The organism is Mesorhizobium sp. M0663 (assembly GCF_040320585.1).
Taxonomy (GTDB): domain Bacteria; phylum Pseudomonadota; class Alphaproteobacteria; order Rhizobiales; family Rhizobiaceae; genus Mesorhizobium.
In genome coordinates, this window is the sequence record NZ_JAMYPX010000004.1 from 377,461 (window position 1) to 389,499 (window position 12,039).

Below are 12,039 nucleotides of genomic sequence, written 5' to 3' on the forward strand. Positions count from 1 at the left end.
TTGAATTCAGTCGATACGCCCGAACCAGGCGCCGTAGCCGCCGAAGCGGATAGTGCCGGCGCCAGTCTGTCCCGAAAACCCGTGTCCCGGCAAGGGCTGCAATGAGCGGCCGCCAAGATCGACTTCGGCCGGCTTTGCTCCGAGATTGAAGGCGCAGACGATCTGCTCGTTGCCTTCACGGCGGGTGAAGGCGACGGTGTCGCCCTCGCTTTCGATGAACTCGATATCACCCTTGGCCAGTGCCGGATGGGCGCGGCGGAAAGCCAGGAAGCGCCGGTAGTGCTCGAGCAGCGAGCCGTCGTCGCCTTGCTGCACATTGACGGCTTGCGCAAGGTGCTTGCTGGGCACGGGCAGCCAGGGCTTTGCCGTCGAGAAGCCGCCATTGCGGGCAGCGCCGTCCCAAACCATCGGCGTACGGCAGCCGTCGCGTCCCTTGAATTCAGGCCAGAAGCGGATGCCGTATGGGTCCTGCAGATCCTCGAAGCTGAGCTCGGCCTCGCTGAGCCCGAGCTCCTCGCCCTGATAGATACAGACCGAGCCGCGCAACGACATCAGCAGCGCCGAGATGACCTTGAGGTAGGCGGTCGGGTCGGGCTCGCCGGCTGCCCAGCGCGAGGCGGGACGCATCACGTCATGGTTGGAGAAGGCCCAGCACGACCAGCCATCGCTGGCCACCTTGCCGAAGGTTTCCAGCACCGAGCGTACCTTTGCCGCGCTGATCTTCTCCGGCGCCAGGAAGTCGAAGGAGTAACACATATGCACGCGCTTGCCGCCGGCCGTATAGGCCGCCACCACTTCCAGCCCACGCTGCGAATCGCCGACCTCGCCAACCGCGGCCGTCGCCGGGTATTCGTCGAGCAAGGCGCGGAAGCGTTCGAGGAAGCCGAGGTTTTCAGGCCGGCTCTTGTCGTAGAGATGGTCCTGGTAGTTGTAGGGGTTGACGGCCGGCGCCGTCTGGTCGTTGCGCTGCTCGGGCGGCAGCGGCGGATTGTCTTCCAGGCCTTGGCTGTGGAAATAGAAATTGATGGTATCGAGGCGGAAGCCGTCGACGCCACGCTCCAGCCAGAAGCGGGTGACGTCGAGCAGCGCGTCCTGGACCGCGCGGCTGTGGAAATTGAGGTCGGGCTGCTCGGCCAGGAAATTATGCAGATAATATTGCTGGCGGCTGGTGTCCCACTGCCAGGCCGAGCCGCCGAAGATCGACAGCCAGTTATTGGGTGGCGTGCCGTCCGGCTTGGCATCCGCCCAGACATACCAGTCGGCTTTTGGATTGCTCCGGCTCGAGCGGCTCTCCTTGAACCAGGGATGGATGTCGGCGGTGTGCGAGAGCACCTCGTCGATCATCACCTTGAGGCCAAGCCGATGCGCCTCTGCGGTCAGCGCGTCGAAGTCGGCCAGCGTGCCGAACATCGGATCGACATCGCAATAATCCGACACATCGTAGCCAAAATCCTTCATCGGCGATTTGAAGAATGGCGAGATCCAGATGGCGTCGACACCGAGCGAGGCGATGTAGGCCAGCCGGCCGATCATGCCCCTGAGGTCGCCGATGCCGTCGCCGTTCGAATCCTGATAGCTGCGCGGGTAGATCTGGTAGATCACGGCACCTCGCCACCAGTCGCGATCTATAGCGAGATCTGGCTTCGGGGTGGCCTTCAAAGCGGATTGCATGATCTCAACCTCCTTTCACCGAGCCGGCAAGCAGCCCGCGGACGAAATAGCGCTGCAGCGAGAAGAACACGATCAGCGGCACGATGATGGTGACGAAGGCCGATGTCGTCAGGATCTCCCAGTCGCCGCCGCGCGAGCCGAGCAACGCATTAAGCTTGGCGGTCAGCACGATCTGGTCGCCCTCGGTACCAAGGAAAACCATCGCCACCAGCAGATCGTTCCACACCCAGAGAAACTGGAAGATGGCGAACGAGGCCAGCACCGGGAACGACAATGGCAGCACGATCTTGACGAAGATCTCGAAATCGCTGGCGCCGTCGATACGCGCCGACTCCATGATCTCGCGTGGCAGGCCGGCAATATAGCTCCTCAGAAGATAGATGGCGAAAGGCAGGCCGAAGCCGGTATGCGCCAGCCAGATGCCGAGATAGGTCTTCGACGGCACGCCGAAGAAGCTGCCGACGCCGTTATAGAGCTTCAACAGCGGGATCAGCGACATCTGCAGCGGCACGACCAGGAGGCCGATGATGACGGCGATGAGCAGCGCCCGGCCGGGAAAGCGCATCCAGGCCAGCGCGTAGGCGGCGAACGCGGCGATCAGGATCGGGATGACGGTCGCCGGAATGGTGACGGTCAGCGAGTTCATGAAGGAGCGGCCGATGCCTTCCGAAAACAGCACCGTGTCGTAATTGTCGGTGGTGAATTTCGGCGGCGCCGACGAGGCGTAATAGACGCGCTGGCCGCGTTCGCTTTCGAAAGCCTTCGGCGAGGTCATGACGAAACTGCCGTCGGCATTGAGCTGCAGGGTGACGCCGTCGCCGAGATCGGCTGTCGTGCCGGCGGGATATTGCGTCGGCGCTGCCGACTTGACGCCGAAGGCGCTGATGTTGCGGGCCGGACCGTCGCCGAAGACATTGCCTTGCAGAACGAACTTGCCGTCCTTCTCGACTTGCGCCGAGGCGGGCGGCAGCCGTCCGGCTTCCGTCTGGCTGGAACTGGTGAACGAGTTCCACCAGCCCGAAGCGATGATCTGATCCTTGTCGCGCAGCGACGAGACCAGAATGCCGAGCGTCGGAATCGTCCAGATCGCAACGAAGATGAAGACGGCGATATGGACGCCGAAACGGCTGACAAAGGACTTTCCGGTCGACGCGGCCATCTCAATGTCCTTCCGTCTCTTTGTTCGCCTGGCGGATGTTCCAGACCATGATCGGAATGACCGCTATCATGATGATGATGGCGATGGTGGCGCCGCGGCCGAAATCGCCGCCGCCGCGGAACATCCAGTCGAACATCAGATTGGCCAACACCTGGCTGTTCCACTGGCCGTTGGTCATGGTCAGCACGATGTCGAAAACCTTCAGCACCAGGATGGTGATGGTGGTCCAGACCACGGCGATGGTGCCCCAGATCTGCGGCACCATGATCTTCCAGAAGATCTGGAAAGGGTTGGCGCCGTCGATGACGGCGGCTTCCAGCGTCTCTTCCGGAATGCCGCGCAAGGCCGACGACAGGATGACCATGGCAAAGCCGGTCTGGATCCAGATCAGGATGACCATCAGGAAGAAGTTGTTCCAGAACGGCAGCGAGATCCAGACCTGCGGCTGGCCGCCGAAATACTGGATGATGGCGTTGAGCAGACCGATCTGCGTCTGCCCGTCGCCGCGATATTCGTAGATGAATTTCCAGATGACGCTGGCGCCGACGAACGAGATCGCCAGCGGCAGGAAGATCAGGCTCTTGGCGATGGTGCCCCACCAGATCTTGTCGGTGAGCACGGCGATGATCAGCCCGAGGAAGGTGCAGGCGGCCGGCACCACCGCCAGCCAGATGATGTTGTTGAGGATCGAGTTGCGGAACTCGCGGTCGCCGAACGCCCATTGATAGTTGGCCAAGCCGACGAAATGGGCGCCGCCGCGATCGAGGAACGACAGCCTCAGCGTCTCCACCACCGGGTAGATCAGATAAATGGTGAGGATGATCATCGCCGGGCCGACGAACAGCCAGGGTCGGATCACCCCCTGCCGGCGCAGATTGTTAATCGCCGCCTTGCCGGAAACGCCGCGCGCCGGAAAGATCGTGTCGAGTGCCTTGTTGGCGCCCCAGAAATAGGCGACGCAGCCGCCCACGCCGATGATGATGACGAATATCGCCGAAAAAATCTGAGCCGCCATGGGTCCCTCCCCCTGCGCACGGATCCGCCAGTCGAGAATGGCTTTTGGCGACGGGATCATGCGCCGATTCAGTTGTCTGGAGCGCGACCAGCCGGAAAGCAGGTCACTGGGCGCGCGTCATGCCGGAATGCATTGTGCTCACGACAATCGACGCGACGCCAAGCACCGGATAAGGTCCGGGCCGTTTGAGGCCCGGACCACATCACATTGGGAACTCAAGCCGGCCGCTTACTTGATCGCGTCCCAGCTTTTCTGGATGTCAGTGGCGACGTCCTGGGCGGACTTGCCGCCGACCAGGTCGATCATGCCGGTCCAGAACGCACCGGCGCCGATCTTGCCTGGCATCAGGTCGGACCCGTCGAAGCGGAAGGTCGAGGCGTTGGCCAGGATCTCGCCCTGCTTCTTCAGCGCGTCGCTAGCATAGGCGTCCTTGTTGACCGACTTGAACGGCGTCACGAAGCCGCCCTGTGCCATCCAGATCTCATGAGCGAGCGGCAGCTTCAGGAATTCGATGAACGCGCGGGCACTCTTGCTATCTTTAGTGATCATGGCCAGCGTGCCGGCGCCGAGCACCGGAGTGCCGAGCTCGGGCTTGGAGGCGTAGGGCGGGTAATAGAAGAAGTCGGCATCCTCGCCGATCTTGGTGCCTTGCGGGAAGAAGGTCGGGATGAACGATGCCTGGTGGTGCAGATAGCATTTCGGCGGCACCGAGAAGAGGCCCTTCGGGCTGTCACGGAAATCGGTCGCCGCAACCGCCTTGGCGCCGCCCTCGACCATCTTGTCGTCGGTCGCGATCTTGCCGAAAATGTCGATGGCGTTGACCACTGCCGGATCGTTGAACGGAATTTCGTTCTTCACCCATTTGTCGTAGGTCTCGGGCGTCTGGGTGCGCAGCATGATGTCTTCGACCCAGTCGGTCGCCGGCCAGCCGGTGGCGCCGCCCGAACCAAGCCCGATGCACCATGGCGTGCCGCCGTCGGCGATGATCTTCTTTTCGAGCTCGGCAAGCTCTTCCTGCGTCTTCGGCACCTTGTAGCCCGCTTCCTCGAAATTGTCCGGCGAGTACCAGACCAGCGACTTCACGTCGGCCTTATACGGAAAGGCGAAGAAGCCGGGCTTGCCGTCCTTGTCCTTGAACGTGCCGAGGTCGACCCAGGATTGGCCGGCGCCGTAATTGTCCTTGACCCAGTTGGCCGTGTCGTCGCCGAGGGGCGTCAAAAGGCCCTTCGATGCCAGATCCTGGATCAGGCCCGGCTGCGGCAGCACGGCAATGTTGGGCGGGCTGCCGGCCTGCGTGTCGATGACGATCTGCTGCTCGTAATTCTCCGACGAGGAGTACTTGATCTCGGCGCCGGTGGCTTCGGAGAAGTAATCGAGGACGGTGCGGATAAGCCCTTCGTCCTCGCCGCGCCACGGTCCGAAGATCGTCAGCGTCTCGCCCTTGAGGTCGACCTTCTTGAGCTCTTCGTAGTTCGCCCAGTTGAAACGGGGATCTTCGCCCGGCTTGAACTTCAGTTCGGCTTGCGCCGGCATGGCGAGCGCAAGCGTGGCAAACGCAGCGCCCAGCAGAAGCATTTTCTTCATCGGTATTCCCTCCCAGTGGTGACAAACACCGAACGAAACCTCCATTCCGTTCGCCGGCGCTGCAGGACTGTGACTCAGTCGGAAAGGAACTGCAACCTTTCGTAGGGTCTTCCAAAGCGCTTTGGTGATTCTGATCACGCCACTGAATTGATCCGGAGTCAAGAGAAAGCCAAATTAATCGATTTAATTTCTACGGTCGAGTGCCGGCGAAAGTGCGCTGCAGCACAGTTTTCTGGCGGTGCAGCAGCAAATTCGGCTTCAAACCGGTCCGAACCGTGCGTAAGGTCATTGCACTCGGCGGCGCAGTTCGTAGCGGCCAGATCGATTCAGATTAAAAGCGCTTTGAGGTTTGGAGGCCTCCGGTGAACCTCAAGCAGCTCTCCCACATGCTGGCGCTTTCGCAGACTACGGTGAGCCGCGCATTGAACGGCTACCCGGAAGTCAACGAGGAAACGCGCCGGCGGGTGGTCGATGCCGCCAAGCGTCACGGCTATCGCCCCAATCCGAGCGCCCGTCGGCTGGCGACCGGCAAGACCGGCATGATCGGCTATGTGCTGCCGACGGGAACGACGGTCGATATCGACCCGCATTTCGTCGAGTTCCTGTCCGGCCTCGGCGACTATGCGCGTTCGCACGAGCTCGACCTGGTGCTGTCACCGGCCGATGCCGACGACCAGGAGACGACGTACCGCCGCATTGTCGCCAACCGGCAGGTCGACGCGGTCTATATCTCGTCGCCGAGGCCGGCCGACCGGCGGGTGGCGCTGGTCAATACGCTCGGCATTCCTTTCATCGTCCATGGCCGCAGCGAAGGCTTCGATTTCGACTATCCGTTCACCGACATCGACAATGAGGGCGCCTTCCACGAGGCGGCGCGGCTACTCGTTCAGCTCGGTCATAGGCGTCTGGCGCTGATCAATGGCGACGATCGCGAGACCTTCGCCATCCATCGCGAGCGCGGCGTGCGCCGCGCGCTTGCGGCGAGCGGCCTGGTGCTTCGTGATCAGCATGTCTGTTCGCTCACCATGACCGAGGAGAACGGCTACCGCGCCGCCCGGCGCTTGCTGGAACAAAGCGACGCGCCGACGGCGATCGCCTGCTCCAGCCTGATCATGGCGCTCGGCGTGGTGCGCGCGGTGCGCGATCTCGGCCTGACCATTCCGGGCGACCTGTCGCTGATCGCCCATGACGACGTCTTTCCGTGGCTGAAGCCGGAAAATTTTTCGGTGCCGCTGTCGACGACACGTTCGTCGATCCGCCTGGCCGGCGCACGCGTCGCCGAACGGCTGGCGGCGCGGATTTCCGGCCTGGAGGAGGGCGCTCGCGGCGAGGTCTGGCCGGTCGATCTCGTGGTCAGGGGATCGGTCGCCGGCGCACCTGCCTAGGGGCATAACTCAATCACTCTGAACGACCAAGGTCGACTCTTGGCGGCTGTTGGCCAGCACCAGCGGGTGCGTCCTGGTCTCAGGCCGCGGATTTGAGGTGATCGATGAAGGCGCGCAGCTTCGGCAGGACTTGGCGCTTGCCGGGATGATAGAGGAAGACACCCGGCGTCGTCGTGGCGATGCTGTCCAGTACCGACTTGAGTTTTCCTTCGGCTATCAGACCTTCGGCGAGTGGTCGCGGTGTCTGCGCCAGCCCGACGCCCCGCAACGCAGCCCCGACCAACGTCGAATAGTCGTGCGCGATCAGCGGGCCTGAGACGACCGCTTCGATCGCGCCGTTGCCGTCGATGAACGACCAGGGCGCGATGCTGCCATTCGAGCGGCGCAAGCGTAAGCAGGCGTGGTGGCGCAAGTCGTCGACACGCTCGGGACGGCCGTGGCGCTCAAGATAGTCAGGGCTGCCGACGACCACGAACGAGAACGGCGCTGTCAGCCGCACCGCGACCATGTCGGCGGCGATGAGCTGGCCGAGGCGGATGCCGGCATCGAACCCGCCGGTCGCGAGATCGACCATCTGGTCGCTCACGGCGATCTCCAGTTCGATCTCAGGATAGGCTTGGCAGAACGACGCGATCAGCGGCTCCAGCATCAGCGGCACGATAGCGCGGGGCACAGACAGGCGCAGCAGACCGGTCGGCCGCTGGCCGATATCGCGGGCGGCCTCGCCGGCCGCGACAAGCTCTTCGAATGCCGGGCCGGCACGGTCGAGGAATCGCTGGCCAGGCTCGGTTAAACCAACGCTCCGCGTCGTGCGGACGAACAGCGCCGTGCCCAGACGGGCTTCCAGCGCGCGCACCGCTTGGCTCACGGCGGATGGCGTCACGCCGAGATCGGCGGCGGCACGGCGGAAGCTGAGGCGCCTGGCGACGGCCAGGAACGCCTCGACGCCCTCCAGCGCACCATGTCGGACTGTGTAGTTCTGCTTCATAGGTTGTTGTGATTACACCGGATAGTCGAATTGCGGTAGCGGGCTTAAAGCCGCGTGAATCAACTGTTGAGGAAGCCAAATGTCCACGGAAATGGTATTCCAAACCCACCTTGTTCTCGGCTACGTCGCGTGGCTGCTTTGCTTCGGCGCGTACGGTTTGCCGTGGCTCAGGTCGATGGACCGGGTCGCGGCGCAACGCGCCATCGCCACGCTGCACAGCTTCCGCTTCTTCGGGCTCGTCTTCATGGTTCCAGGTGTCGTAAGCCCCAATCTGCCCACCGACTTCGCCGTATTCGCCGCCTACGGCGATTTCGCGACTGGCGTGCTGGCCATGCTGGCGCTGCTCACGGTGAGGATACGCCCGCTCTTCTGGCCGTTGGTCGTCGCCTTCAATGTCGCAGGGACGGTCGACCTCATCGTCGACTATTACCACGCCATTCAGATCGGCCTTCCTGCACGCGCAGGCGAACTGGGCGCCACCTACGCGATCCCGATCATCTACGTACCGCTGCTGATGACAACGCACATCGCCGCATTCTATTTTCTGCTACGTCCTCAGCAAAACGCGACTTGAGCGGGCTATTCCTTCGCCGCCTCGGCCGCCTTGGTATTCAGCAGCCCAAAGCCGAAATCATTGTCGCGCCCCTTGGGGCCGAGATCCTTTGCCGTGGCGGCAAGTGCTTTCTCGACCCAGTCGGCGGAGCGGTCGGGTGCGGCATGCAACAGATTGGCGATCGCGCCGGTCACGATCGCCGCTGCAAAGGAAGTTCCGGTCACCACATCGGAGCCGGCGCCGCTCGGCGCCACCATCTCGACGCCGGGAGCGGAGATGAAGACGTAGGCGCCGCGATTGGCCTGCGGCATCAGCCCGTCCTTGGCATCGGTGGCCGTCACCGCGATCACGCCATCGAAGGCGGCCGGATAACCATAGGGCGCCTTCGGTCCGTTATTGCCGGCGGCCGCGACCAGCACGATGTCGAGCGCGCGCGCATTGCGGCAGGCGATGCCGAGCAGGTCGTTCTTCGGACCGACGAAGCTCATATTGATGATGCGGACATCCTGCTCCGCCGCCCAGTCGAGCGCCGAAAGGATGACGTCCATGGTCGACTTGCCGCCCTCGAAGGCGCGGGCGTGATAGATCCTGGCGCCCGGCGCCATACCTTTGAACGCGCCGGTGCCAGCAATCAGTCCATCGACCGAAGTGCCGTGGTCGCGCGCCTTGATCGGCACGTCGGGCATGGCATCGAACTGCCCGGCGATGACGCCGGAGAGCGCCGGATTGCCGTCGTCGATGCCGGTGTCGATGACGCCGACGCGCACATTCTCGCCGCTGGCTTTGTCGGCATCGAGCGCGATGCGCTCGAACGCATAATTGACGATGCTGGCCGCCTGCTGCAGCGAGTAGACATGGTTGGCCTCACGCCGCAACGTACGGCCGTCGGCGGCAAGTTGCGCCAGCACGACGCCGACCGGGCGGCCATCGGGAATGCCGAAGCGCACCAGCGTGTTGCCGAGCAGCCGCGACTGCCGCTGCGAGCGTATCTCGAGGCCGAACGAGGCGGCGATCTGCTGGACCGCGCCGGCATCGCCATTGACCGTGACCAGCACCTCGTCGGACACGAAATCGCCGATCACGGCGCGCGGCGGCTCGGTTGCCACAAGATCGGTGGGTGCTACGACCGGACCGCCCGGCGCGGCAGCCTGTATTGCCGGCGCGACGGCGGGTGGGGTTGCAGTATTGCCAGGAGGTATAGGCGCCTCGGTGACTACGGCAGGATTGGGGAACAGGTCGACAATCAAGTCCGGAAGAAAAACCGCGCCCGTTATTCCAGGAGCCAGCGCTTTGCCGCCATCCTTCACGGCGCCGCCATCCTTGGCGCAGTCGGCGTTGGCAGCATTTCCCCCGTTCAGGCAGTCGATCTCAGCCTGGGTGAGGTTCGGGTCATTGGTCTGCGCCATTGCGGACGCGGCGAAGATTGTCATCGCCGCCGTCAATCGAATGACCGCCTCAGCCGCCATCAGCCGGTTTCCTTCCCTCCAGGGCAGCTTCGGTGAAAGGCTGGGCGGCGATAAGGCCAAGCAGCTTCTGATAGTCGGCGGCGGTCTTGGCCGGGACGCCGATGCGGAAGACGCCGTCGGCGGTCGGCCCGCCGGCGATCTTCAACTGGTTCTGGTCGAGAAAAGCGATGATGTCGGACAGCTTCGCATCCGGTTTGAACTTCACAAGGGCAAACGGCATTTTGGCCAGATCGTCCTCCGATCCGGCAATCTCGAAATCGCCACCTCTGTTGCCGGTCTGCACAAAGGATTGCGCGACGACCAGGGCCAGCAGCACCGCGGCCGCGGCCCAGGCGACCCCGGCGGGCACCGCCATGAAGCGGCTCCAGGCTTGCGCCAGCCAGGACGATGCCGCAGGCGCGCCGGACGGGCCGGCCTCGGCGTCGAGCGCCTTGGCAAAGCGGCTGAGCGCATCGGCCGGCGGGCGGATTGCCTCGTTTGCGGCAGCGGTGCCGGAGAATTCGGCCTCGGCCTCGCCTAGTGCGGCCATCGCCGCCGGATCGCTCGCCAGCCATTCCTCGATGGCTTCGAGCTCGGTGCCCTCCAGCGAGCCGTTCAGATAAAACGGCAGCAGCATTTCCATTTCGTCGCGGCGTGACATTTTTTCAGCGGCGCTCATGGCCACCCCCTGTCGTAACCGGCGGCCTTGAGGGCTTCGCCGAGTTTCTTGCGGGCGTAGAACATCCTGGTCTTGACCGTTGCGACCGGGATGCCGAGTACCTCGCCGATCTCGCTCACCGATTGCCCGTGATAATAGGCAAGGTCGATCACCGTGCGGTGCTCTTCCGGCATGGCATCGATAAAGCGTCGCAAGGCGGCGGCCTTGTCTTCCTTCATCGTCACGACTTCCGGCGTGTCGGCGCCGTCGGCGACCTGGGCCGCGTCATCGTCGTCGATCCAGTCTTCCTTCTTCTTGCGCAGCAGGGACAGCGCCTTGAAGCGGGCAATGCCGAGCAGCCATGTCGAGACCTCCGAGCGCCCCTCGAAGGCCGGTGCCTGCCGCCAGAGTTCGAGGAACACCTCGTTCGCGATATCGTCGGCCATCAGTTCCGATCCCGTCTGGCGTGCCACGAAGCGGTAGACCCGCGCGTGGTGGCGCATGAACAGGAGCCGCACGGCGGCACGGTCACCTTTCGCGACCCGCTCGACAAGCGCGCGATCGGTCTCCGCGGCCGTCATCGCCGGTCGAGCCGCCTGGCTCCTGCCTGCTCTGTCGCTGATCGGCCCAAAAAGGTTCACCGCATCCGCCCGTATATTTGCGGAGGCTAACTGAAGAGCGGGAGCGTTGCCAGAGGGAGAAGAGGGCGCGCTCAGCTCAGGAATGGCTCGGCCTTCATCGTCGCCGGCACCGGCACGCCGAGGCGCGCAAGCGCCGTCGGCGCGAGCTGCAGCTGATCGAGCAGCGTATTGGCTTCCGGACCCTCGCCGGATCCGAAGTAGTAAAGTGCGAAATCCTGCATCTCCTCGTCGTGGCCGCCATGATGGCCGCGATCGGTCTGGCCATGATCGGCGGTGACGATCACCTCGTAGCCGGCTTCCCGCCAGCGCGGCAGAAAGCCGGCGAGCATGGCGTCCATTGCATAGACGGCATGATCCATCTCGTGGCAGTCATGGCCGAAGCGGTGGCCCATCGAGTCCAGCGTGCAGCTGTGCAGGATGCCGTAGTCGATGCCGTAGCGCCTGGTCAGCATGGTCAACGTCGCGAACAGGTCGACGTCGCTCGGCGTCATCTGGTTCCTGGCATTGTAGCCGGTCATGGTGTGGAACCGGCCATGGCTGATCGGCCTGCCCGGCTGGTCGAACTCCATGTCCTCGACCAGGTCGAACGGATAGGCCCGAAAGAATTCGGACCAGTAGGAGTGGGTGACCGCACCGGTCTTGCCGCCGGCCCTGCTGACTTCGGAAAAGATGTCCGGCTGTTCGACGCGAAACCGGTTCTCGTTGGACAGGATGCCGTGCACTTGAGGCGGCACGCCGGTGTGGATCGAGGCATAGCAGGATGCCGAGGTCGACGGCAGCACGGAGCGCATCTTCCACACGCGGGCTTCGCCTGATTGCACCCAGCCTTCGAGATTGCCCATCAGCCGTCGCCAGTTCCGGTAAGGCACGCCGTCGAGGATGATGAGCAATAGTTTTGTGTTGAGCGCCAAGGGCGCCTCCATGCGGCTTAATCGGAAAA

General features: G+C 63.5%; 11 protein-coding genes. 2 read left to right on the top strand and 9 right to left on the bottom strand.

What is annotated here, in order from left to right; translation table 11 throughout:
- Positions 1–6: 6 nt before the first annotated feature.
- The 4 genes from bglA to NKI54_RS11250 all read right to left on the bottom strand — a co-directional run bounded on the left by bglA (position 7) and on the right by NKI54_RS11250 (position 5,429).
- Positions 7–1,671, bottom strand: a complete 1,665-nt coding sequence (bglA, locus tag NKI54_RS11235; RefSeq protein ID WP_352568415.1) for a beta-galactosidase BglA — start codon at positions 1,669–1,671, stop codon at positions 7–9.
- 4 nt (positions 1,672–1,675) lie between these two features.
- Positions 1,676–2,830, bottom strand: a complete 1,155-nt coding sequence (locus NKI54_RS11240; RefSeq protein ID WP_352568413.1) for a carbohydrate ABC transporter permease — start codon at positions 2,828–2,830, stop codon at positions 1,676–1,678.
- A 1-nt stretch (position 2,831) separates the two neighbouring features.
- Positions 2,832–3,845 (bottom strand): carbohydrate ABC transporter permease, encoded by a 1,014-nt coding sequence (locus tag NKI54_RS11245; RefSeq protein WP_023680221.1) that lies wholly within the window; start codon positions 3,843–3,845, stop codon positions 2,832–2,834.
- Positions 3,846–4,073: 228 nt separating this feature from the next.
- Positions 4,074–5,429 (bottom strand): ABC transporter substrate-binding protein, encoded by a 1,356-nt coding sequence (locus NKI54_RS11250; RefSeq protein ID WP_352452249.1) that lies wholly within the window; start codon positions 5,427–5,429, stop codon positions 4,074–4,076.
- Positions 5,430–5,791: 362 nt separating this feature from the next.
- Here NKI54_RS11250 and NKI54_RS11255 point away from each other — a divergent pair, with 362 nt between their 5' ends.
- Positions 5,792–6,814 carry a substrate-binding domain-containing protein gene (locus tag NKI54_RS11255; protein ID WP_352691488.1) on the top strand — a complete coding sequence of 341 codons (1,023 nt, stop codon included), beginning with the start codon at positions 5,792–5,794 and terminating at the stop codon, positions 6,812–6,814.
- Positions 6,815–6,893: 79 nt separating this feature from the next.
- Here the strand turns inward: NKI54_RS11255 and NKI54_RS11260 are convergent, their stop codons facing one another.
- Entirely contained in the window at positions 6,894–7,802 is a 909-nt protein-coding gene (locus NKI54_RS11260) for a LysR family transcriptional regulator (RefSeq protein ID WP_352568409.1), read from the bottom strand.
- 79 nt (positions 7,803–7,881) lie between these two features.
- Between NKI54_RS11260 and NKI54_RS11265 the strand changes: the two genes are divergently transcribed.
- The gene (locus NKI54_RS11265; protein WP_352691491.1) at positions 7,882–8,376 is read left to right on the top strand and encodes a DUF8737 domain-containing protein; all 495 of its coding nucleotides are present in this window, start codon (positions 7,882–7,884) and stop codon (positions 8,374–8,376) included.
- Between the two features lie 5 nt (positions 8,377–8,381).
- Here the strand turns inward: NKI54_RS11265 and NKI54_RS11270 are convergent, their stop codons facing one another.
- The 4 genes from NKI54_RS11270 to NKI54_RS11285 form a co-directional block, all read right to left on the bottom strand.
- Entirely contained in the window at positions 8,382–9,821 is a 1,440-nt protein-coding gene (locus NKI54_RS11270; RefSeq protein WP_352634908.1) for a S8 family serine peptidase, read from the bottom strand.
- Positions 9,811–10,479: an anti-sigma factor gene (locus NKI54_RS11275; protein ID WP_352634910.1), complete on the bottom strand. Its 669-nt coding sequence runs from the start codon at positions 10,477–10,479 to the stop codon at positions 9,811–9,813. The genes NKI54_RS11270 and NKI54_RS11275 overlap by 11 nt, the downstream gene beginning before the upstream one ends.
- Positions 10,476–11,039: a sigma-70 family RNA polymerase sigma factor gene (locus NKI54_RS11280; RefSeq protein ID WP_352452243.1), complete on the bottom strand. Its 564-nt coding sequence runs from the start codon at positions 11,037–11,039 to the stop codon at positions 10,476–10,478. Before NKI54_RS11280 ends, NKI54_RS11275 begins: the two co-directional genes overlap by 4 nt.
- 131 nt (positions 11,040–11,170) lie before the next feature.
- Positions 11,171–12,010, bottom strand: coding sequence for an alkaline phosphatase family protein (locus tag NKI54_RS11285; protein WP_352634912.1), 840 nt, complete (start codon positions 12,008–12,010; stop codon positions 11,171–11,173).
- Between the last annotated feature and the right edge of the window lie 29 nt (positions 12,011–12,039).

Bases quoted from the DNA above. Each gene is read 5' to 3' on its own strand.
- bglA (WP_352568415.1), bottom strand. From the start codon at position 1,671: ATGCAATCCGCTTTGAAGGCCACCCCGAAGCCAGATCTCGCTATAGAT.
- NKI54_RS11240 (WP_352568413.1), bottom strand. From the start codon at position 2,830: ATGGCCGCGTCGACCGGAAAGTCCTTTGTCAGCCGTTTCGGCGTCCAT.
- NKI54_RS11245 (WP_023680221.1), bottom strand. From the start codon at position 3,845: ATGGCGGCTCAGATTTTTTCGGCGATATTCGTCATCATCATCGGCGTG.
- NKI54_RS11250 (WP_352452249.1), bottom strand. From the start codon at position 5,429: ATGAAGAAAATGCTTCTGCTGGGCGCTGCGTTTGCCACGCTTGCGCTC.
- NKI54_RS11260 (WP_352568409.1), bottom strand. From the start codon at position 7,802: ATGAAGCAGAACTACACAGTCCGACATGGTGCGCTGGAGGGCGTCGAG.
- NKI54_RS11265 (WP_352691491.1), top strand. From the start codon at position 7,882: ATGTCCACGGAAATGGTATTCCAAACCCACCTTGTTCTCGGCTACGTC.
- NKI54_RS11270 (WP_352634908.1), bottom strand. From the start codon at position 9,821: ATGGCGGCTGAGGCGGTCATTCGATTGACGGCGGCGATGACAATCTTC.
- NKI54_RS11275 (WP_352634910.1), bottom strand. From the start codon at position 10,479: ATGAGCGCCGCTGAAAAAATGTCACGCCGCGACGAAATGGAAATGCTG.
- NKI54_RS11280 (WP_352452243.1), bottom strand. From the start codon at position 11,039: ATGACGGCCGCGGAGACCGATCGCGCGCTTGTCGAGCGGGTCGCGAAA.